General features: G+C 64.8%; 25 protein-coding genes and 5 tRNA genes. 23 read left to right on the forward strand and 7 right to left on the reverse strand.

What is annotated here, in order from left to right:
* The first annotated feature begins 46 nt into the window (after positions 1-46).
* Complete coding sequence (locus AB0N05_RS11280; RefSeq protein WP_364690917.1) at positions 47-406, forward strand: hypothetical protein; 360 nt, start codon at positions 47-49, stop codon at positions 404-406.
* Between the two features lie 94 nt (positions 407-500).
* On the opposite strand, the gene AB0N05_RS11285 is transcribed toward AB0N05_RS11280, so the two are convergent.
* The gene (locus tag AB0N05_RS11285; protein WP_364690920.1) at positions 501-1,265 is read right to left on the reverse strand and encodes a hypothetical protein; all 765 of its coding nucleotides are present in this window, start codon (positions 1,263-1,265) and stop codon (positions 501-503) included.
* A gap of 106 nt (positions 1,266-1,371) precedes the next feature.
* Between AB0N05_RS11285 and AB0N05_RS11290 the strand changes: the two genes are divergently transcribed.
* Entirely contained in the window at positions 1,372-1,935 is a 564-nt protein-coding gene (locus AB0N05_RS11290) for a hypothetical protein (protein WP_364690923.1), read from the forward strand.
* A gap of 131 nt (positions 1,936-2,066) precedes the next feature.
* Entirely contained in the window at positions 2,067-2,471 is a 405-nt protein-coding gene (locus tag AB0N05_RS11295) for a hypothetical protein (RefSeq protein WP_364690926.1), read from the forward strand.
* Between the two features lie 148 nt (positions 2,472-2,619).
* On the opposite strand, the gene AB0N05_RS11300 is transcribed toward AB0N05_RS11295, so the two are convergent.
* The 4 genes from AB0N05_RS11300 to AB0N05_RS11315 form a co-directional block, all read right to left on the reverse strand.
* On the reverse strand, positions 2,620-2,892 hold the full coding sequence (locus tag AB0N05_RS11300) for a hypothetical protein (RefSeq protein WP_364690929.1): 273 nt from the start codon (positions 2,890-2,892) through the stop codon (positions 2,620-2,622).
* Positions 2,893-2,931: 39 nt separating this feature from the next.
* Positions 2,932-3,312: a hypothetical protein gene (locus AB0N05_RS11305; protein WP_364690932.1), complete on the reverse strand. Its 381-nt coding sequence runs from the start codon at positions 3,310-3,312 to the stop codon at positions 2,932-2,934.
* Between the two features lie 71 nt (positions 3,313-3,383).
* Positions 3,384-3,812: a DUF4189 domain-containing protein gene (locus tag AB0N05_RS11310; protein ID WP_364690935.1), complete on the reverse strand. Its 429-nt coding sequence runs from the start codon at positions 3,810-3,812 to the stop codon at positions 3,384-3,386.
* A 674-nt stretch (positions 3,813-4,486) separates the two neighbouring features.
* Complete coding sequence (locus AB0N05_RS11315) at positions 4,487-4,951, reverse strand: hypothetical protein (RefSeq protein ID WP_364690937.1); 465 nt, start codon at positions 4,949-4,951, stop codon at positions 4,487-4,489.
* Positions 4,952-5,064: 113 nt separating this feature from the next.
* Here AB0N05_RS11315 and AB0N05_RS11320 point away from each other — a divergent pair, with 113 nt between their 5' ends.
* Positions 5,065-5,424, forward strand: coding sequence for a hypothetical protein (locus AB0N05_RS11320; protein WP_364690939.1), 360 nt, complete (start codon positions 5,065-5,067; stop codon positions 5,422-5,424).
* Between the two features lie 102 nt (positions 5,425-5,526).
* Positions 5,527-6,114 (forward strand): hypothetical protein, encoded by a 588-nt coding sequence (locus AB0N05_RS11325; protein ID WP_364690942.1) that lies wholly within the window; start codon positions 5,527-5,529, stop codon positions 6,112-6,114.
* Here AB0N05_RS11325 and AB0N05_RS11330 read toward each other — a convergent pair.
* On the reverse strand, positions 6,101-6,307 hold the full coding sequence (locus AB0N05_RS11330; protein WP_364690945.1) for a hypothetical protein: 207 nt from the start codon (positions 6,305-6,307) through the stop codon (positions 6,101-6,103). The two genes, AB0N05_RS11325 and AB0N05_RS11330, sit on opposite strands and share 14 nt — an antisense overlap.
* 79 nt (positions 6,308-6,386) lie before the next feature.
* On the opposite strand from AB0N05_RS11330, the gene AB0N05_RS11335 reads away from it, so the two are divergent.
* From AB0N05_RS11335 to AB0N05_RS11380, 10 genes are all read left to right on the forward strand, one after another.
* Positions 6,387-6,761 (forward strand): DUF4333 domain-containing protein, encoded by a 375-nt coding sequence (locus tag AB0N05_RS11335; protein ID WP_364690948.1) that lies wholly within the window; start codon positions 6,387-6,389, stop codon positions 6,759-6,761.
* A gap of 220 nt (positions 6,762-6,981) precedes the next feature.
* A complete protein-coding gene (locus tag AB0N05_RS11340; protein WP_364690951.1) occupies positions 6,982-7,464 on the forward strand; it encodes a hypothetical protein in 483 nt (160 codons plus the stop codon).
* An 84-nt stretch (positions 7,465-7,548) separates the two neighbouring features.
* Positions 7,549-8,133 (forward strand): TetR/AcrR family transcriptional regulator, encoded by a 585-nt coding sequence (locus AB0N05_RS11345; RefSeq protein WP_364690953.1) that lies wholly within the window; start codon positions 7,549-7,551, stop codon positions 8,131-8,133.
* Positions 8,130-9,344, forward strand: coding sequence for an NADH:flavin oxidoreductase (locus AB0N05_RS11350; protein ID WP_364690956.1), 1,215 nt, complete (start codon positions 8,130-8,132; stop codon positions 9,342-9,344). The genes AB0N05_RS11345 and AB0N05_RS11350 overlap by 4 nt, the downstream gene beginning before the upstream one ends.
* Positions 9,345-9,407: 63 nt before the next feature.
* Positions 9,408-9,851, forward strand: a complete 444-nt coding sequence (locus AB0N05_RS11355; protein WP_364690959.1) for a hypothetical protein — start codon at positions 9,408-9,410, stop codon at positions 9,849-9,851.
* 82 nt (positions 9,852-9,933) lie between these two features.
* Positions 9,934-10,017, forward strand: a tRNA-Ser gene (locus AB0N05_RS11360).
* Between the two features lie 18 nt (positions 10,018-10,035).
* Positions 10,036-10,109, forward strand: a tRNA-Ile gene (locus tag AB0N05_RS11365).
* A 1-nt stretch (position 10,110) separates the two neighbouring features.
* Positions 10,111-10,184: transfer RNA gene (locus AB0N05_RS11370), tRNA-Ile, on the forward strand.
* A gap of 2 nt (positions 10,185-10,186) precedes the next feature.
* A tRNA-His gene (locus AB0N05_RS11375) sits at positions 10,187-10,263 on the forward strand.
* Positions 10,264-10,336 (forward strand) — tRNA-Asn (locus tag AB0N05_RS11380).
* 27 nt (positions 10,337-10,363) lie between these two features.
* Here AB0N05_RS11380 and AB0N05_RS11385 read toward each other — a convergent pair.
* The gene (locus AB0N05_RS11385; RefSeq protein ID WP_364690962.1) at positions 10,364-11,875 is read right to left on the reverse strand and encodes a PucR family transcriptional regulator ligand-binding domain-containing protein; all 1,512 of its coding nucleotides are present in this window, start codon (positions 11,873-11,875) and stop codon (positions 10,364-10,366) included.
* A gap of 162 nt (positions 11,876-12,037) precedes the next feature.
* Here AB0N05_RS11385 and uraD point away from each other — a divergent pair, with 162 nt between their 5' ends.
* From uraD to AB0N05_RS11425, 8 genes are all read left to right on the forward strand, one after another.
* The gene (gene uraD, locus AB0N05_RS11390; protein ID WP_364690965.1) at positions 12,038-12,565 is read left to right on the forward strand and encodes a 2-oxo-4-hydroxy-4-carboxy-5-ureidoimidazoline decarboxylase; all 528 of its coding nucleotides are present in this window, start codon (positions 12,038-12,040) and stop codon (positions 12,563-12,565) included.
* Complete coding sequence (gene uraH / locus AB0N05_RS11395; protein WP_364690968.1) at positions 12,562-12,861, forward strand: hydroxyisourate hydrolase; 300 nt, start codon at positions 12,562-12,564, stop codon at positions 12,859-12,861. The genes uraD and uraH overlap by 4 nt, the downstream gene beginning before the upstream one ends.
* A gap of 3 nt (positions 12,862-12,864) precedes the next feature.
* Complete coding sequence (gene pucL / locus AB0N05_RS11400) at positions 12,865-13,737, forward strand: factor-independent urate hydroxylase (RefSeq protein ID WP_364690970.1); 873 nt, start codon at positions 12,865-12,867, stop codon at positions 13,735-13,737.
* A 16-nt stretch (positions 13,738-13,753) separates the two neighbouring features.
* Positions 13,754-14,626 (forward strand): FAD binding domain-containing protein, encoded by an 873-nt coding sequence (locus AB0N05_RS11405; RefSeq protein ID WP_364690973.1) that lies wholly within the window; start codon positions 13,754-13,756, stop codon positions 14,624-14,626.
* Positions 14,626-15,120, forward strand: a complete 495-nt coding sequence (locus tag AB0N05_RS11410; RefSeq protein ID WP_364690976.1) for a (2Fe-2S)-binding protein — start codon at positions 14,626-14,628, stop codon at positions 15,118-15,120. The genes AB0N05_RS11405 and AB0N05_RS11410 overlap by 1 nt, the downstream gene beginning before the upstream one ends.
* On the forward strand, positions 15,117-16,466 hold the full coding sequence (locus tag AB0N05_RS11415; RefSeq protein ID WP_364690979.1) for an 8-oxoguanine deaminase: 1,350 nt from the start codon (positions 15,117-15,119) through the stop codon (positions 16,464-16,466). The genes AB0N05_RS11410 and AB0N05_RS11415 overlap by 4 nt, the downstream gene beginning before the upstream one ends.
* Positions 16,463-18,796 (forward strand): molybdopterin cofactor-binding domain-containing protein, encoded by a 2,334-nt coding sequence (locus AB0N05_RS11420; RefSeq protein ID WP_364690982.1) that lies wholly within the window; start codon positions 16,463-16,465, stop codon positions 18,794-18,796. The genes AB0N05_RS11415 and AB0N05_RS11420 overlap by 4 nt, the downstream gene beginning before the upstream one ends.
* A 134-nt stretch (positions 18,797-18,930) precedes the next feature.
* Positions 18,931-20,370 (forward strand): NCS2 family permease, encoded by a 1,440-nt coding sequence (locus AB0N05_RS11425; protein WP_364690985.1) that lies wholly within the window; start codon positions 18,931-18,933, stop codon positions 20,368-20,370.

Genomic DNA, 20,370 nt, shown 5'->3' on the forward strand with positions numbered 1-20,370 from the left:
AGCTAGGAACGACACGATGGGCGACACCATCTGAGAGGAGTGCATCGTGTACCGGGATTTCGTTGTGCCCGATGAGGACGAGTTCATGCAGGAGTTGGGGATTGAGCTCATGGCGGCGGACTCCGCCGGTAGTGAGACGGTGCGGCTCGTGCGGCTCGATCTCGGCTCCGATGATCACGTGGTGTTCTCGTTCGACGTCATGGGTATGTCGGTTCGCTTCCGTCGGGTCACCCGCGGCACGGTCGTGACTGACATATTTCGGGAAGCAGCCACTCGGCTTTCGATCGGATGGGTCGGTGAATCACGACGGTTCGTCACCGAGTTCAACACGGATTCACTTGCGGGCAGGCTCGAGATCACGGTCGGCGAATCCGTGGACATCCTCGATCAAATGCTGTTCGTCTGAGCCTGAGGCCCGGGAGGCTGAAGCCAGCGGCCGGAGCGGAGCTGAGGGATTATCCCCGAAGCTTCGCGCTGGCAAAGGTCCGCCTGCTAGGTGCTCAGGCAACGGCCTTGCCCAGCCAATGATAGGCGTGGGGATCGAGCGGCTTGCCGATGATCGCGGAGACCGGCTCGAGGTGTGGTGGCTTGATCCATACCCCCACCGAACGCGGCTCCGGATTGCCTGCGATGGCGAGGATTCGGGGGATCAGTTCGTCAGGGATCTGCGATATCTGACGGTTGATGGTCTCGCTGTTGATCGTTCCGTCCGCGGTATAGGAACTGGTCATCTCCCAGACGAATGGAGCATCGATGGGTTGCTGCCCAAGATCGCACAAGCGGCATCCGAACTCGCCCTGAAAGATCGCGTGCCGCATACACATCTCGAGAAGATACGGCTTCGGCGCGATGGTCCAGTCACCGATGCCGGAGTCGATCATCGGACTTGCGTAATATGTGGTGAGCATCTGCATGAACGTGCCGAGTTTGTAGTCGATCGATGGGGTGTAGTGCAGTTTCTCCCAACCTGTCCGGTGGATCGCGCGGTCGAGCAAAACGATGAAGAAGTCTTGCTCAGCCTGGTGGTCCTGCGTCCATGGAAGCTCCGCCAGGTCGAACCCACCCATTCCGATGGCATATCGCACCAGGTCGCAGAAATGCAGCACCAGGTTCTGCTGCCACACCGTTCGGGCCACCGAAGAACCCGCCAGTGCCATCACGTCGCAGAACACGTCGGTGCCGCCGTTGGTCATGTAGACGTCCAGGCCAATCGAGTCCGCACTGAAATGGTTGCCCACCGCCTCGACCTTAATGGTGCGGTCCATACGTCAGCCGCGATTACGTTTTAGGAGCGTACGAGCGCCTCGCCGACCAGGTGTAGCTGACCATGGCTATCTTTTGGGGATGGAAATAAGACCGCCTGGTCTGTGGATGGAGCGGCTGCGAGAGCTGCGCTTTGCGCCCTTGTGGGTGATCGCTCTTGGGGTGGGTGCCGCACTGTTCGGGTTCGCGGCGCTGACCGGGTTCAGTTACTTCGGTGTCCTGTTGGCAGCCAGCTGCACGCCAGCTTTCACAATGGGTATCGCGGGGGAGCGCAGACGGTACGGCGGACTCGAGCAGATGCGCCAGTTCTACGACGCTCTGTATTTCAGGCAGTTACCTGTTCTGGCCACAGCGGAGGATGCCATTCGCTGGCACCGTTTGATCATCAACGAGCGCACCCGCCGCCGCGCCGCCTCGGCGATGTCCTGGTTCTACGTGGTGCTCGCCGTACTCTGCCTGATCCTTCCCGTACTGGTCGCTGTGGCCGACCCCGATAACGCGCTCGGGGGCGGTCTCGGCATGCCCGCTGTCGGAGTAATCGTCATTGCCGCTGTCGCCTGGGTCCGGTTCGCTACCCCGCGTGTGCTGGCCGCGCTCGATGCGTTGGCCCAGCAGGGAACCGAACGCGGATATGGCTATTGGCTGACCGCTGGCTGGCCGTCTCGGTTCTGAACCCCAAACGAGCGCGCTACTGCCCTTTGCGCTGTTCGCGTCGGCCGCGGCACCCGGCGGCGAACACGCTGGAAATGTTCGGATCCGTGTGGTGAGGTCAGGACCATCTCGCAGTGTGGTTGTGTATTCGAGTGAGTTTGACTGTCCATACCTTCCTGCCCAGCCCAGCGGACAGCCGCGACGTCGTGGGTCAGGTGCTCGATACCCCGGAGCGCATCAGTAACTCTGCGGGCTTCGAGAGTTGGCGTACCGAGGTGTGGGGTTCGGAGGCGATGCGTTCGCTGGGCGCCCGGTTCTTTCCGGTCCTGGCTGATCCCTCCAGGCCGCGCGCGGACCTCATCGTGATGCCCGAGGAGATCCCCGCGCTTCTGGGGGAATGCCGAATGGTCCGTGAATGGCTGGTCGAGGTCGTTCCGCAGGATCCCGATGAAGCAGTGTTCGCGCGTCTCGCGCTCGGAATCTTGGACCGTTTGGCGAATATCGAGATCGCCGCTGGCCGAGCGCTGGGTGTGGGTGGTGGCGTGCTCATCTGGTAGTCGGTGAGCTTCTAGTCGAACGTACTGATCCGCTGCGGGTCTCGCGGCTCGGAGCTGCCATACGGGAGGACCGGAAGGTCAACGGGCCGTTGGATTTCGAGTCGGTCCCCCACGCCAGGAGCCATCCGGATGTTGCACCAACTCGGTGTCACCGGAGCGAGGTGAGCATCTGGTTCAGTTCGTCGTCGGTGAGTGTGCCGCCTTGCCCGAGACCCACCCAGTCATGCGCTTGCTTGAGATCCCGCAGGGTGGGCGTATCGAAGGCAAGGAACATACAGCTGATGCATTGGAACGAAAGGTTGCCCACGCTCCCGAGCTCTCGCACCAACCAGGTTGCCACTTCAGCTGGTGTGTCTCCCCGCTGGGCCCGTGATCGCAGCTCGCGGACGATGGTTTCCCCGTCGCTCGTCACGATGATCACCCCTCCTGGTTGCGTCGGCGATTACCTCCTGGGAACTGGTCAGGACACGCGGATGCAGGAGCTGCCGGTGTTCGAGCCGTCGCCGACGACTTGGAACGGGATGCCTCTGCCGCTGGCGAGTCCGCCGGGTTCGATTTGGATGGCGGCGATCATATGTTCGCCTTTCGAACCCGGAGTCCAAGGGGTGGTCACGGTATGGGTGTCAGGGTGGTAGTCGCCGAATCCCGGGATTTGGCGGGCGTTGTCGTAGAAGGTCACCGCTCCGGGAACATACGGCGGGGTGGTGACATCGGCGGCAATGGTGTAGCTGCAGCCGGTCAGTATGCCTTCCGGGCCGGCGATCACCCGGATGCCGGTCAGTTCGGCGGCGGCCGTCGGTGCCGTGAAGGTCGAGAGCGTCACGATCGCGGCCGGGATCATTGCGGTGGAGCATATTCGGGCTGCTCGGATGATCATGAGAAGCTCCGCCTGTTCTTCGGTGACAGGGTGGGTCAGCCGACGTTGACGGTACATTCGGTGTGCGCAACCGAGGCGGGTGGGTTGCCCGCGCTCATGGACACCAGATCGGGTGGGCCGAAGGCGTCGATCGCGGCGCGTTCGGCGTCCGCGCGGGTGTTTCCGACCCCGCCGAGCAGTCGGTGATCGCGCTGGGCGATGGATCCGCAGCCGTCGACGAACCGGGCCAGTACGGAGCAGTTTGCGGTCTGGCAGTGCCCTAGTGCCGCGCCATCGGCGTCGGCCCAGCTGGGATAGTTGACCGCCCACATGACCTGAAACTGGTCTCCGAGATCCTCGACGGCCAGGGACCCGTAGTACCGGCCGTCCGAACTCGGCCCGGCGGCAACCACACCGACGCCAGGGCCACCCGCCATGATTGCCGCGCATGCAAGGATACCGAAAGCCTTGTGCACCAGTGCCATTGCCGTCTCCTCCTGGTGGAGATCTGATCCTTGGCCGATCGCGGTCGAGCGACCGGATCTGTCGATGCTCTGATTCACGAGTTCTCGCGCCGACGACGAGGGAACCGCCGTGACGGACGCGACCGCAAGCCGCCTGGTCGGCGGTCGAACAACAAGGTAGCTATCGGATAGCTAAGCGCTCACATGTCGCATACGCTCCGGAATCGCATAACGATCTTGAATCGTTCCCAATGCATATACCCTGGCTCGCCACCATCGTCCGTGGCTGCAGGTCTGCCAAGAAATGGCCACACACAGCGCTAGGGCTGCCCCACAGCCCTGAATCGGCAATACACAGATCTTGGCCAGGGGAATCTCTCAGCTATCGTGAGTTGGCCTCGTATTACGAGCGTTCCGGTTCACCCTGCGTCAGGTCACCCAAGGACGGATGTGCGGATGGAGCGACTGCGAGAGCTGCCCTTCGCCCCGTAATGGTTAGTCGCGGCCCTGACGTTCATGGCGACGTGGGGATTCACAGCGATAAGCGGCTACGCCCGGTACGGCATCCCGTTTGCTGGTCAGCACGCTCAGCGGCTAGCGCGCATTCACCAGCGGATTCAACATGAATACGGCTGTCCGATGGTGAGGCTGTTGCCGTATCTCCGTGCGGTTCCCTGCTGAGCCAGCGTGCGCGCCTATGCGGACGTCACCGAGGGCGCAAGACGCCGTGCCCAGACCTCGCGGATCGCCACGGCCGCCAGGATTACCAACACAGCAGGAACCGGCTGGACGACGAAACTCCAGTGCCCGCGTGGCATTGCGGCCCAAATCAATGCTGCCGTCACGAACGGCACGGCCACAGTGATGATTCCGGCGGCCACCCGTCGCACTGCGACCGCCTCGGCCAGCGCTGCGAGAACCAGCAGGCAAAACGCGACGAAGGTCATGCCCGGGGTGATATCGAATCCGTCCGACGGAAGGTAGTCCACGTACCTTCGGGGCGCGCCCAGCGTGGGTCCATGAACAATCCATCCGGCATCGTCCTGACCGACATCGCCGAACCAGGCGATACCCCCTGCCACCATAGTGGCCGCGATGAACACCCACCAGAACACGTAACCGCAGGTACGTCCTACGCGAAAGAGCTGGTAGCGAGTCATACACGGCAACCTAGAGCATCCACTCCGCCTACAGCTTTCTGTCGGGGGCTCGCGCATGTCGCGTGTTTCGGTGATCCCGCGATCTTCAATCCGATCCCCGCATACTGACGGCCATGGACACCACTTCCTCTAGCGCTGGGCGGGAGCCCCTGGACGACTCGCTGGTTGCCCTGCGCAATAACGTGTACGGCAAGGTCGAAAGCGCTCCGAGGCCGGCTACGCTGGGGCGGAACTTCGCCGAATCAGGCTGGAAGGTCCGCAAGTCGTCGATCACCGACTACGAGATCGAATGCGGCTGGGCCGCAATTGAGTTCGCCTGCGATGGCGAGGTCGCGGTCATCAGTTTCGCAGGTGTCGTCGAACCGAACCGGGTGCCCGAGTTGATCGCGGTGCTGAGCGGTATGGGTGCGTTCAGCACGATCGAGCTGTATGGCTCCGACGGGCGAACACTGCTCCGCCGATACACATCCTGAATTGCCGCTGACCGCGCGGATCGGATCGCCAAGGCTGGGCCGCCGAACACGCCGCCATGACGAATATCCTTAGGGCCCACGACATGCCGATAGGCTCGCCGGATGGCCATCGATGCCAGCTACCAGGCGCTTCCGTACGGGCCGTTGATCGAGCGCGCGATGCATGACCAGAACACCGCCGAGGCCTTGCAGTTCTTCGACACGTTGGCGACGGTCGACATCGCATTGACTCCCTATCGCGACGATCCGCTCTGGCTCGAACTCGCGCCGATCGCGCGGCAACTGGCCAGCGAACGCCCGGGGCTGCTGGAGCGAGCCCTTGTGACCCGTTCATGGGACGCCGCCTACTGGATGCTGGCACCGAATCGTCGAGCACAAGCCGACAGAAACCCAGACGGGCTCGCCGAGATCGCCGTGTTCGGTGCCGAACAGTACCCCTGTAAAGCGGTTGCCACCCAAGGCATCCCGTACCGTCTCGTCCGGCCGGACACAGCGGCGGCGGTCGCCCACTACATCGAGAACATGCTCGCCGGCGCCCCGGCACTGTTCGATGTACAGGCCATGGAAGCAGCGCAGGTCTACAAGCTTCCTCACGACCGCGACGACGTTCTGAACCTCCTCGACGACTACGCGCGTTTGTATCGGCAGGCCGCAGAAATGGACGAATGGGTTCTCGTCACACGCGACTGAACACGTCCAGGAAACGCACTACATTGCCGCCAGGCGTGCGGTTTGCCGTGGCGGGCAAACAGATTTCCGGCGCGCTGTTCATATAGGTCAGCGCGAAGTCGTGCAGGATGAGGACGTCGCGCTGACGCAAGAGTTCGCGCGGATTTCCGCCGAGCACCTGGCTCTGTGCCGGTCCTCCGCAGACGAGGTCCACCGATTGTGCTCGTTCGACGATGCACCCGCATCGGACTACCGAGACTTGGACTGGGCCCCGCGCTCTACAATCCAAGATCATGATCCCGACCTCGCCCCGAGGATGGTTCGCAACGGCGCTGACCACAGGATTTGCGGTGCTCCAGGTGGCCGTAGGAACGGCGGCGCACGCCGATCTGCACCCGGCCATCGATATGGTCCCCACCCAACCATTAATCGTCCACCCCATCGCGGCTGATGTCCTCAACCCCACCGCCGTCGAGCGAGGAATTACCCAGATTCTCATCGACAGTTATGGCATCCAGAACGTGTCGAACGTCCGATGCCCGTCCCCGATGGAAGTCGTTCCCGGCGCGACCTACACGTGCGCGCTCGAAATCAGTGGCGAGGCTAAGACCGTCACGATCAAGGTCACAGACCTTGACGGAACCTACGAAGTCGGCCGACCCACGTAGGACCAGGCGGGCAACGGCCACGATCGCCGTTCTGATCGTTGTGTTGGCGGTGCTCACATGGAATGCACGCGGTTCTACGACCGGTTTCTGACGCAGGCATTTCCAGTTGCCGTTCGCATTTACCTCGCATGGATTTCCTGGCCATTCGATGGGTGAAAGCAGATCGGGCGGGAGGGGAGGATTAGCTCGCGCCCGGTTCGAGAATTCATGGAGGGATCCTTTGAGCAGCACCGTCAAACACGCCGAGACAAGTGATCGGGTCGTTCGTATCGGTTGGGTGTTGTTTGGCTTGTGTATGGGCGGATTCGTGCTGGTGACGTATGCGCGATTCTCCGACCTGACGTTGCTGGAATCGCTCACCGCTCATACCGTGGTGACGGTCGTGACCGGAGTTCTCGCGGTCGCGGTCGCTGCGCTCTCCGGGTACCTTGCGTGGGGCGCGAAGATGACTCGCTTCCCGGCGGGCGTCGTCTCGTTGGCGGCTGCTCTGTCGATCTTGTGGCAGCCGGTGAAGCTGTACTGCATCCGTTTTCGCCCTCCTCTGCGGTACGAGAACGGTGTGCTGCTCAACAGGAGGGATGCGGTATTCAACTACCCGCTTGCCGCCGCCTACGCCCTCGACTGGCTGCTGTGGTTGTTGTGCGCGTTGGCGGGGGCTGTCGTGTGCTATTTGCTCGCGCGCCCGCGCCGTGGCGTCCGATAGCTGGTGAGCCCTCGTCACCGCTCGAGTCCCTCCCGTTTCAATCAGTGATTGAAACAGTGTTTGAGGTGTGGTTCACTGGCCGGGATGAGTGAGAAGGCTTCGGCGGCAACGGGTACGCGGGAACGGCTGCTGGCGGCCGCGGAACGGCTGTTGCTGACTGAGCGGTATGAGGATGTTTCGGTGCGGGGGATCTGTGCTGCGGCCGGAGCGAATGCGGCGGCGGTGCACTATCACTTCGGGTCGAAGGAGGCGCTGGTCTCGGCGTTGATCGAGGATCGGCTGGGGCCGTTGTGGGCTGGTCGGTTGGCGGTGGTCAGTGCCGAGCGGGAGTCGGTGGGTGCGGTGGTGGATGCGGTGATCGAGCCGTTTCTCGCGCTGGCCGACGATCCGGTGGGGCGGTTGCATCTGCGGTTGCTGGCCCAGCTCATGCATGGGCGGCAGCCGATGATTTGGAATCACCGGTGGTTTCGGATGGAGTCCTGGGTTGCCTTGCTGCCTGAGCTGAGCGAGGCGGAGAGCAGGCGGCGCTGGATGCTGGCGTTCGACCTCATCATCATGCGGTTCGGCGCGGCGAGCGCTACCGAGCATGGGATGTCGGCGCAATCGGTCGATACGCTGCGCGATTTCGTGGTGGCCGGATTGGCCGCGCCGGTGAAGGAGAAGAAATGACCGACGTATTCGCTCCGGCCCGGTTGGGTCCGCTCACGCTGCGCAATCGGGTGATCAAGGCCGCGACCTTCGAAGGCCGCACTCCCGACGCGGTGGTGACGGATGAGCTGATCGCGTTCCATCGGGAGGTGGCCGCGGGCGGCGTGGGTATGACGACCGTCGCCTACTGCGCCACCTCGCCGGGTGGCCGGACGGACCGGCATCAGATCTGGATGCGTCCGGAAGCCGTTGCGGGACTACGGAAGTTGACCGATGCGGTGCACGCCGAGGGTGCGGCGGCGAGCGCGCAGATCGGGCATGCCGGACCGGTGGCCAATGCCGCCTCGAACCGGGCGCCCGCACTCGCGCCGAGCCGGTTGTTCAGTCCGCTGGGGATGCGTTTCTTGCAGGTCCCGGACGCGGCCGGGCTTCGGCAGATCGTCGCCGACCACGCCACTGCCGCGCGCCTGGCGGGGGAATCAGGATTCGACGCCGTGGAAATCCACTTCGGGCACAACTATCTGGTCAGCTCATTCCTGAGCCCGCTGCTGAACCGGCGGACCGACGAGTATGGCGGATCGCTGGTGAAGCGGGCGCGGCTGGCTCGTGAAATCGCCTGTGCCGTAAGGGAAGCTGTGGGGGACCGAGTGGCTGTCACCGCCAAGCTCAATATGGACGACGGCGTCCGCGGCGGGCTCACCGTGCCGGATGCGGTGCGGGTGGCGGCGTTGCTGGAATCCGACGGGGCGCTGGACGCGCTGGAATTGACCGCGGGCAGTTCGCTGCTCAACCCCATGCTGTACTTCCACGGCGATGCGCCACGGCGCGAGTTCGCGAAGGTGATGCCCACGCCGGTGCGGTGGGGGTTCCGGCTTGGCGGCCGAATCTTCCTGCGGGAGTACCCGTATCGGGAGGCCTACCTGCTCGAGCGCGCCCGCCAGTTCCGCCGCGAACTGTCGATGCCGCTGATCCTCTTGGGCGGCATCACCAACCTGGACACCATGCGGCTGGCCAGGACCGAGGGATTCGAATTCGTCGCCATGGGGCGTGCGCTGCTGCGAGAACCGAATCTCTTGCGCCGCATACAATCCGATCCGGAGTTCCGATCGGCCTGCGTGCACTGCAATGCGTGCATGCCGACCATTTTCAGCGGCACCCGTTGCGTGCTGCGCCTGGACCGCAAGCACGACGAGATCGCCGATCCGAGCGCGGTGCGGGTCGTCGCCGAATAGATCTCTTGCGGTTTGCTGGATTTCGAGGTGCAAGCCGACAGTTATCGCCTAGTGTCGATTGTCATGAGGTACGCCGCATTGGCGATGCTCGGCTGCACCGCCCTGTCCGGAGCGTGGATTCTCGGCGCCTGGTTGACGAAGGATGAGGTCCGCCGCGCCCGCGTGCGCCATGGCCGTCACCGTCGCCTACCACCCGCACTCGTCTTCGGGCATGTCACTCTCGCCCTCGTAACCGCCAGTGCGTGGACAACATTCGTGGTGGTGGGCAATCACGACATGGCCACGGCCGCCGTCGTACTGCTCACCGCGACAGCAATCCTCGGTGTCACGATGCTCATCCGCTGGATGCCCACCTACCGATCCCTCTCCGCATCCGGAAAAGGCCCCGGAGCAGCTCATCGAGTAGCCCGAGAAGCGAACCTCCCCATCCGCGTCGTCATCACTCATGGTTGCTTCGCCGTCTCCACCGCAACCACCGCGCTACTGGTCGTGATCGCCAACCGCTGACTCACGCGCGAAAAATGAATTGCACGTCCGTCCCGCCCCTGCGAATCTTGATTCACCGCAGATTCTTCGGATTCTCGGAAATGGAAGGTTCCGGCCTGTGGAGGCCAGCCGGTCTTGAAAACCGGAGGGGCGTTTCGGCGTTGGAGTTCGACTCTTCAACCTTCCGCGAGGATTTCCCTCACATAGCGGTGTAGCGCAGCCAGGAAGCGCAGCGGACTCATGATCCGAAGGCCGCCGGTTCGAATCCGGCCACCGCCACGCCTTTGTAGCTCAGTGGTATAGAGCACCGACCTGATAAGTCGGGGGCCGGAAGTTCAATTCTTCCCAAAGGCACGGTGGTCGAAGCCGAAGTGGCCGAGGCACCGGTTTGTGATACCGGAGGAAGCGGGTTCAAGCCCCGTCGACCACCCCATGGCTCGTAGCTCAGTCGGTAGAGCGCCCGCCCGTTAAGCGGACAGTCGCAGGTTCGACCCCTGCCGAGCCAGCAAGTGGAATCGCCGATCCGCTGAATGTCAGCGGAGGGCTAGGGCTAGGAAGAAGTCGACTCGGTCTTCTAGGCGGGAGAGGTCTCGGCCGGTTAGTTCTTCGATGCGTTGGACTCGGTAGCGGAGGGTGTTTACGTGTAGGTGGAGGATTTCGGCGCATTTGGACCAGGAGCCTGAGACCTGCAAGAAGGTTTCGAGGGTGTGGACCAGGTCTGCTCGGTTGTCTTTGTCGTAGGTGCTCAACGGGTCCAGGAGGCGGACTCGGAACATGCGGCGGACTTCGTCGGGGACGCTGGCCAGGAGGAGCATGTGGGTGGCTAGCTCGTCGTGGCGGACGATGCTGGTGGGCTGGTTGCGTTCGGCGGCCATGCGGCGGGCGTAGCGGGCTTCTTCTACTGCGCCTCGGAGACCTTCGCCGTCTACTGCGCCGCTGATGCCTACTGAGAGGCGGGTGCCTTGGAGGCCGGGTTCGAGGGCTTCGATGGCTCGGTGGATGCGGTCGTCGAGGAGGGTGTCGTCGGCCAGGGCTACCAGGGCTATGGCTTCGCCGTCCACGACTCCGGCGGCTGGGCTTCTGCCGTAAAGGATTTCGCGGAGGACGGCGCGTAGTTCGCCGGGGCGGACGGTGCCGGAGTCGGCGGTGGCGGCGACCGCGAGGTAGCGGTCGGAGAGGTGGAGGCCGGTCAGTTCCAGGCGGGAGACTATTTCGGCTGGTTTGGCGTCGGAGACGATGAGCTCGATTAGTTCTTGTGCCAGACGGCCTTCCGCGCTTTGGCGGTCGTCGTGCCAGGTGCGTTCGAGGGAGACGACCGCGCCTAGTTCGCCGGCGAGGGCTCGGCGCTCTTCGGGCCATTCCTTGTAGTTGCTCTCGAAGACCAGGAACCAGTCGGCGACTCGGGAGGTGCTGTCCGCGTCGACGGCGAAGAGGGAAAACCTTGTGCCGCTGTGGGTTAGGACGTGGGGGAGGCGGGCGGCGGAGAGAATCGCGGTGCGGACCGCGTCGGGGAGGGTGGGGGTGGCGGGGCCCGCGACCACGCGGCCGGTGGAGGACACCACCCAGCAGGGGGTGCCGAGATTGCGGTGGATGAGCTCGAGGACCGAGTCGAGGCCGCCGCCGGAGACGAGTTGGCGGTGGCGGTCCAGGATGGCGGTCAGATCCGCGGCCCGTCCGGTCGACAATTTCCGGTTGACCTGCTCGGTTACAGTGGCGAAGGCGACCTGTTCGGGTACCCGGAACAGCGGGATGCGATGCCGGCGACAGGCGTCGACGACGTCGTCGGGTGAATCGCCGTAGCGGGCGTCACCGGCGGCCAAGCCCGCGACCTTGGCTTTTGCCAGCGCGGACACGAAGGTTTCGCTATCGGCGGGTTTGCGCCGCCACTGCATACCGGTCAGCACGAGTTCACCGCCGGAGAGATAACGACCGGGGTCGAGCATGTCGGTGGTGACGACCCAGCGGACGAAGCGTTCCAGCTCGTCCTCACCGGTGACGAGCTCCAGGCCCAGGTCCGTCATATCGAGCAGAGAGCGCAACCGCATGATTGCTGAGGCTAACAGCCGATGACCGCAGGGTTACCAGCCTTGGATGTATATACAAAACGACCGCTGTGAAGCAGGCCACATCTTCGGAGGTCTCGTACCTGACGCCGCAGCTCCCCGGGGGGTTGACTGGTCCCAGCACGAGAAACGGATGGAGGTCGGATGTCGAGTCGCCTGGATTGGCTGGGGTCGCTGCCCTTGGAAGAGGCCGCGGCGCAATTGCTGACCTGCTGCGCATCGCGGCGGTGGGCGCGGAAGATGGTCGCGAACAGGCCGTATATGAACGAGGCGAGTCTGGTCGAGGCCGCGGTGTCTGGTGTTCGTGAACTCGACTGGGCCGATATCGAGGAAGCGCTCGAGGCGCATCCGCGCATCGGTGAGCGCACCGCGGCGAAGGCGGCTCCCTCCGCTGACGCCGAGCGTGAGGCGCAGTGGTCGCGGGAGGAACAGTCCGGTGCGGACGACGCCGACGCGGCCGTACTGGCCGAGCTGGCCGCCCGCAATGTCGCTTACGAGCAACATTTCGGCCACGTCTTCCTGATCCGCGCCACCGGCCGCAGCGCCGTCGAGATGCTCTCGGAACTGCACCGCCGGTTGCACAACTCGGTCGAGGACGAGCATGAGGTCGTCCGCGACGAACTCGCCGACATCACCGGCCTGCGCATCCGCAAACTCCTGGAGCAGCCATGAGCCTGTCGACCCACGTGCTGAACGCCGCGACCGGTCGCCCGGCCGCCGGAATGGCCGTCCGCCTGGAAGACGCCGACGGAAAAACCTTGGCGCAGCACGACACCGACGCCGACGGCCGCATCAAAGACCTGCCCGCCCCCGCGGCGGGAGTGCACCGGCTGACCTTCGACACCAGCGAGGTCAGCCCGTTCTACCCCTCGGTGACCATCGAATTCACGGTCACCGATCCGGCGGAGCACTATCACGTGCCGCTCCTGCTGAGCCCCTATTCCTACTCCACCTATCGAGGTAGCTGAACCATGTCGATCAAGCTCGGTCCCAACCGATACGGAAAGGCTGAGGTCCGCGTCGTGCGTGTCACCAAGACCAGCACGAAGCATCAGCTGCGGGACCTGAATGTCAGCGTGGCGCTGTCCGGAGACATGGAGGAAGTCCACCTCACCGGCGACAATGCGGCGATCCTGCCGACCGATACGCAGAAGAACACGGTCTACGCCTTCGCCAAGCAGCACGGCATCGCCTCGCCGGAGGATTTCGGTCTGGTGCTGGCTCGCCACTTCGTCGATTCGCAGCCGAGCATCGGGCACGCCCGGGTGGAGCTCGAGGAGTACGAGTGGGAGCGCAATATCGTCGGCCTGAACAGCCACCCGCACTCGTTCGTCCGCAATGGCCGCGAAACCCGCACCGCCACCGTGCATTACGACGGCAACCGGGCCTGGGTGGTCTCGGGTCTGAAGGACCTGGTGGTCCTGAACACGACGGGCTCGGAGTTCCACGGTTTCATCAAGGACCGCTACACCACCCTGCGCGAGACCCGCGATCGCGTGCTGGCCACCGAGGTGACCGCCCAGTGGCGGCACTCCGGTGACACCGGCGAATGGGACAAGTCCTACGAGATCGTCAAGCGCTGCCTGCTCCAGGCCTTCGCCGACACCCACAGCCTCTCGCTGCAGCAGACCCTGTACGAGATGGGTGAACGCGTGCTCGAGACCTGCCCCGAGATCGCCGAGGTCAAGCTGACTCTGCCGAACAAGCATCACTTCGAGGTGGACCTGTCGCCGTTCGGCATGGTCAATGACAACGAGGTGTTCTTCGCGGCAGACCGCCCGTACGGGCTCATCGAAGGCACGGTGGTGCGTGAAGTTCCCGCCGCCGGCCCGGCCTGGACCTGAAATCGGGAGTGACGCAATGGATTTCCTACGACCAGAATCCTGGGCCGACGCGCTCGCGCTGAAGGCGGAACGCCAGGACGCCGTCCCCATTCAGGGCGGCACCGACATCATGGTTGAGCTCAACTTCGACCGGGGCCGCCCCGCGTCCCTGCTCGATCTCAACCCGTGCCGGGAACTGTTCCAGATCGAAGAGGCCGCCGACGGCCGCCTGCGCATCGGCTCGGGCGTCCCGTACGTGCGGATCATTCGCAAGCTGGGCGACAAGCTGCCGGGCCTCGCCCAGGCGTCGCGGACGGTCGGTTCGCCGCAGATCCGCAATCGCGGCACGGTGGGCGGCAACCTCGGCGGAGCTTCCCCCGCCGGGGACGCCCACCCCGCCCTGCTGGCCGCGAACGCCGTCATCGAGGTGGAGTCTTCCGCTCGTGGCAGCCGCATGATCCCGATCGACGATTTCTACGTCTGGGTCAAGAAGAACGCCCTGGAACCCGATGAACTGATTCGCGCCATCTGGCTCGAGCCCGCCCCCGGGCCGCAGTACTTCTCCAAGGTCGGCACCCGCAATGCCATGGTCATCGCGGTCTGCTCGTTCTCGGTGGCCCTGGATCCGCGTACCCGCACCGCGGGAACCGGCATCGGCTCGGCCGGTCCGACCCCGCTGCGGGCCGTCGAGGCGCAGGACTTCCTGGCCGAATACCTGCCGTGGGACAACCCGGCCCCGCTCGGCGACAAGCTGCTGCACGACTTCGGTGCGCTCGTCGCCTCCGCCGCCAAGCCCATCGACGATGTGCGCGGCACCGCCGACTACCGCAAGCACGCGCTGTCGGTCATGGCTCGCCGGACCCTGACCTGGGCCTGGAACGACTTCACCGCAGAGAGGAGGGCGGCCTGATGCGCATCAACTGCACCATCAATGGTTCCCCGGAGACCGTCGACGACGTCTGGGAGGGGGAGAGCCTGCTCTACTTCCTCCGCGAGCGAGTCGGCCTGCCCGGTTCCAAGAACGCCTGCGAACAAGGCGAATGCGGTTCCTGCACCGTGTATTTGGACGGCACCCCCGTCTGCGCCTGCCTGGTCGCGGCGGGTCAGGTCGTCGACCGCTCGGTCCGCACCGTGGAGGGCCTAGCCCAGGGTGAGCGCCTCGATCCCATGCAGCAGGCCTTCGTCGAGGCCGGCGCGGTCCAGTGTGGTTTCTGCACACCGGGTCTCATCGTGCAGGCGCACGACCTGATCGAGCGCAATCCCGATCCCTCCGATGTCGAGATCCGTGAGGCGCTCGCCGGAAACCTGTGTCGCTGTACCGGTTACGAGAAGATCCTGGATGCCGTGCGCAGCGCCGCCGAAACCAAGCGCGCCGCGGCAGACGGAAAGGGTGCTCCCGCATGAGCAAGACAGTTATCGAAAACGCTTACATCGCACCCGTTGTGGGCGATGAGATCCCGAACGGCTACCTCGTCATCGACAATGGCCGGATCGAAAGCCTCGGTGCCGGACCGGCACCGACGGTGGTGGGTGCGCAACGCCTCAACGCCGCCGGTTGCCTGGTGACCCCGGGCCTGGTGAACACCCACCACCACCTCTACCAGTGGGCCACCCAGGGCCTGTACCAGGATTCGACCCTGTTCGAATGGCTGACCGGGCTGTACCGGACCTGGGCTCGCATGGACGCGGATGTCGTATACGGCGCTGCCACAGCCGGTTTGGGCTGGCTGGCGCTGACCGGCTGCACCACCTCCAGCGATCACCATTACATCTTCCCGAAGGGTCGCGGCGACCTGTTCGACGCCGAGATCCGCGCCGCCTCCGAGGTGGGCCTGCGCTTCCACCCGTGCCGCGGTTCGATGGACCGTGGCCAGGCCGACGGCGGCCTGCCGCCGGACGAGGTGGTCGAGACCCGCGACGAGATCCTCGCGCACACCGCCGAGGTCATCGACAAGTACCACGATCCGTCGTTCGACTCCATGCTGCGCGTGGCCGTCGCCCCCTGCTCGCCGTTCTCGGTGAGCGAGGGCCTCATGATCGACGCCGCCTCGCTGGCCCGCACCAAGGGCGTGCGCCTGCACACCCACCTCGCCGAGACTCTGGACGAGGAAGAGCACTGCATCGAGCAGATGGGTTGTACGCCCGTCGAATACATGGAGAAGCTCGGCTGGCTCGGTGACGATGTGTGGTTCGCCCACGCCGTGCACCTGCACGACTCCGATATCCGCCGCTTCGCCGACACCGGCACCGGTTCCGCGCACTGCCCGAGCTCCAATGCTCGCCTCGGCGCGGGTATCGCCCGCGTGGTGGACCTGCTCGCCGCCGGCGCACCCGTCGGCCTCGGCGTGGACGGCGCGGCCTCTAGCGAATTGACCTCCATGGCAGGCGAAATGCGCCAGGCCATGCTGTTCCAGCGCGCCGTGAAGGGCCCCACCGCCCTCACGGCCCGCCAGGCCCTGGAAATGGGCACCCTCGGCGGCGCCCGAAACCTGGGCCGCCAGAACGAGATCGGGTCCCTCGAGCCCGGCAAGCTGGCCGATATCGCCATCTGGCGGGTCGACGGCTTCCGCGCCGCGGTCGAGGATCCGGTGTGCGCCTTGGTGTTCGGCCCCACCCCGCCCCTGGCCCGGCTGCTCGTCGGCGGCCGCACCGTGGTCGAGAACGATGAATTGCGCACCCTGCCGCACGACATGGTCGGGCAGGCCGGCGTGCTGGCCCGCAAGCGGCTGCTTCAGCAGGAGTCCCGATGACCACCACACCCACCACTCGTTTCCCCGGCGAGGTCGTCGCACCCGGTAAGGGCGGCGTCGGCGAGAGCCCGCTGCGCCCCGACGGTCTGCTGAAGGTGAAGGGCGAGTTCGCCTACTCCTCCGACCTGTGGATGGACGGAATGCTGTGGGGCGCGACCCTGCGCAGCCCGCATCCGCGCGCCATCATCAAGAGCATCAATCTCGCTCCGACGCTGGCCATGAGCGGTGTGCATGCCGTCCTCACCCATGAGGACGTGCCCGGTCGCAAGATGTTCGGCCTGGACCACACTTGGGATCAGCCGGTGCTGGCCATCGGCGAGGTGCGTCACCACGGTGAGCCCATCGCGCTGGTCGCCGCCGATCACCCCGAGATCGCTCGTCGCGCCATCATGGCCATCGAGATCGATTGGGAGGTACTGGAACCCATCATCGATCCGATGGCGGTGATCAGTGCCCCGAAGAAGCTCGCCGTGCAGGAGCGCGGCGGTATCGCCCGCCACCAGCCGGTGCGCGTCGGCGATATTACGGTCGGCCGCGAGATGGCCACCGTGGTGGTCGAGGAGGAATTCGAGGTTGGCATTCAGGACCAGGCCTTCCTGGGTCCCGAATCCGGCATGGTGATTCCGGCCGAGGACGGCGGTCTCGACTTCTACGTGGCCACCCAGTGGATGCATAACGACCTGTCGCAGATCGGGCCCTGCCTGGGCTTGGCCGACGATCAGATCCGCATGACCATGGCCGGTGTCGGCGGCGCGTTCGGTGGCCGCGAGGACCTGTCCATGCAGATTCACGCGGGCATGCTGGCCATGCGCACCGGTAAGCCGATCAAGATGGTGTACAACCGCGAGGAGTCCTTCTTCGGGCATGTGCACCGGCATCCGGCGAAGATGTTCTACGAGTACGGTGCGAACGCGTCCGGAAAGCTCACCTACGCAAAGGTTGTCATCGTCCTCGACGGCGGCGCGTACACCTCGGCGACGCTGAACGTCACCGGTAACGCGTCCTCCCTCGCGGTGGGCCCGTACGAGATTCCGCATCTCGAGATCGACGCCTACGGTGTCTACACCAATAACCCGCCGTGCGGCGCGATGCGCGGATTCGGTGCTGTGCAAGCGTGTTTCGCGCACGAGTCCATGATGGACAAGGTCGCGGCGAAGCTCGGCATGGATCCGGTGACCTTCCGGCAGCTCAATGTCGTCTCGCAGGGTTCGAAGCTGGCCACCGGACAGGTGGTGCACGCGCCGACCCCGTTGGTGGAGATGCTCGACTCGCTGCGTGAGATGCCGCTGCCGGACGCGGTCGACAACACCGACATCCGCAATCTGCCCGGCGGTGCGTCCCAGACCACCCACGGCGAGGGCGTGGTGCGCGGCATCGGCTACGGCGTCGGCATCAAGAACATCTGCTTCTCCGAGGGTTTCGACGACTTGTCGACCGCGCGAGTGCGTTTGGAGGTCATCGGCGGCGAACCCGTGGCGCTGGTGCACACCGCCGCCGCGGAGGTCGGGCAGGGTCTGGTCACCGTCGAGGCGCAGATCGCCCGCACCGAACTCGGCATCGAACGGGTGGTCATCCACCCGGCCGATAATGGCGTGGGCGACTCCGGCTCTTCGTCGGCCTCGCGGCAGACGTACATGACCGGCGGTGCCGTGAAGGCGGCCTGCGAGGCGGTGCGTCAGCGCGTACTCGGTCTCGCGCAGGGCAAGCACGGCGCACACCGTGGGCTTCAGCTCATCGGCGGCAAGGTCGTCACCGCACACGGTGAAGTCCTGGACTCCATCATCGACGTGCTCGGCGACGAGATCGTCGAGGAGACCCGCGAATTCCATCACGTTCCGACCACCGGCATGGATCCCGTGACCGGCCAGGGCAATAGCCATACCCAGCTCGCCGTCTGCGTGCACCGCGCCGTGGTGGATGTCGACACCGAGCTCGGATTGGTGAAAGTCGTTGCCCTGGACGCGGTTCAGGATGTCGGCAAGATCATGAACCGCCTGTCCCTAGAGGGCCAGATCCACGGCGGTTCGGTACAGGGCCTGGGTCTGGCAGTAATGGAGGAAATACAGGTCCTGAACGGCAAGGTCCGTAACCCGTCCTTCACGGACTATCTCATTCCTACGATTCTAGATACACCCCCGCAGCGGTTGGAGATCCTCGAAAACGCCGATCCGCATGCCCCTTACGGGCTGCGCGGCGCGGGCGAGCCGCCCACGCTCTCCTCCACGCCCGCGATCGCCGCAGCGATTCGCGACGCCTGCCGCAATAGGGGCGGCACCGGGAATATCACCCGAGTGCCGGTGCGACCGGAAGACATCATCCGGAGCAGTTGATCAACAGGGGCAGACCGCCTCCGTGCCCGATGTGGTGGGCACGGAGCGGTAGGGACTCCACAACAGCACACCGAATCCGCGGTCCGGGGTTTCTCCCCGGAACGTAGGGCGGCTACGCCCCGAGGAGGGCAGCCATGACGCAAACTCAGTCCCCAGCCACCACTCTCGCTCCCGGGAAACCCCCGGTACTTGACCGGTTCTTCCGGATCAGCGAGCGCCGCTCCACCGTGAGCCGCGAAATTCGTGGCGGCATCACCACTTTCGTGGCGATGGCTTATGTGATTCTTCTAGTGCCGCTGATTCTAGGCGGCGTCACCGACATCGACGGTAATCACCTGAGCATCGCCCAGCTCACCACCGCCACGGCCTTCTCGGCCGGATTGTCCACCATCCTAATGGGTTTGGTCGGCAACGTTCCACTCGCCCTCGCCGCGGGCCTCGGCGTGGTGCCGGTGGTCGCCTTCCAGGCGGCCCCGCACATGACCTGGCCGCAGGCGCTCGGCCTGGTCGTGCTGATGGGCGTGATCATCGTGATCATGGCCGCCACCGGCCTGCGAACGCTGATCATCAATGCCATTCCGCTGGCGCTCAAGAATGCGATCGGCGTCGGGATCGGCATGTTCATCGCCATGATCGGGCTGGTCTCCAGCGGCGTGGTGGGTCACGGTTCGGCCAGCGGCCCGCCGGTTACCCTCGGCGTGGACGGCCATCTCTCGGGTTGGCCCGTAGTGATCTTCGCGGTCGGCCTGCTGCTCATGATCGGGCTCTACGTCCGCAAGGTGCCGGGCGCGATCCTGATCAGCATCGTCGTCGCGACGCTGCTCGGCATTGTGGTCAATGCGATCGCGACCATCGACCCCAAGTCTTGGGGAACTGTCGTTCCGAAGGCTCCCGAATCGCTTTTCGCCTCACCGGATTTCGGGCTGATGGGCCATATCGACCTGCTCGGCGGGTTCGCCCGGGCCGGTGGCCTGGCCGCCTCTGTGGTGCTGTTCACCCTGGTCTTGACCGGCTTCTTCGACGCCATGGGCACCGTCTTCGGTGTCTGTGACGAGGCCGGGCTGGTCAACGAGAAGGGCGTCGTGCCCGGTATCGGGAAGATCCTGACCGTCGACGGCGTCGCCCAGATCATCGGCGGAGCCAGCGGCAGCGCGGGCAGCACGGTGTACGTGGAGTCGGCTACGGGCGTCGGTGAGGGGGCCCGTACCGGACTTACGAGTGTGGTGACCGGTGGATTGTTCTGCCTGGCAGTGTTTTTCACCCCGCTCGCCGCGGTGGTGCCGATCCAGGCGGCGGCTCCGGCCCTGGTCCTGGTCGGCGCGCTGATGATGACCCAGGCCCGCAAGATCGACTGGAACGATCTCGAGGTCGCCGTCCCGGCCTTCATCACCATCGTGCTCATGCCCTTCACCTACTCGATCACCAATGGTGTCGGCGCGGGCCTCATCGCGTACGTGGTGATCAAGGCGGCGCGTGGCAAGTTCCGCGAGATCCATTGGCTGGTGGCCGTGGTGAGCGTCGTGTTCGCCGCCTACTTCGGCATCAACGCCATCGAACTGGCCCTGGGAGGCTGA

It is taken from the genome of Nocardia sp. NPDC051030, assembly GCF_040683015.1.
In the GTDB taxonomy this organism is placed as follows: Bacteria; Actinomycetota; Actinomycetes; order Mycobacteriales; family Mycobacteriaceae; genus Nocardia.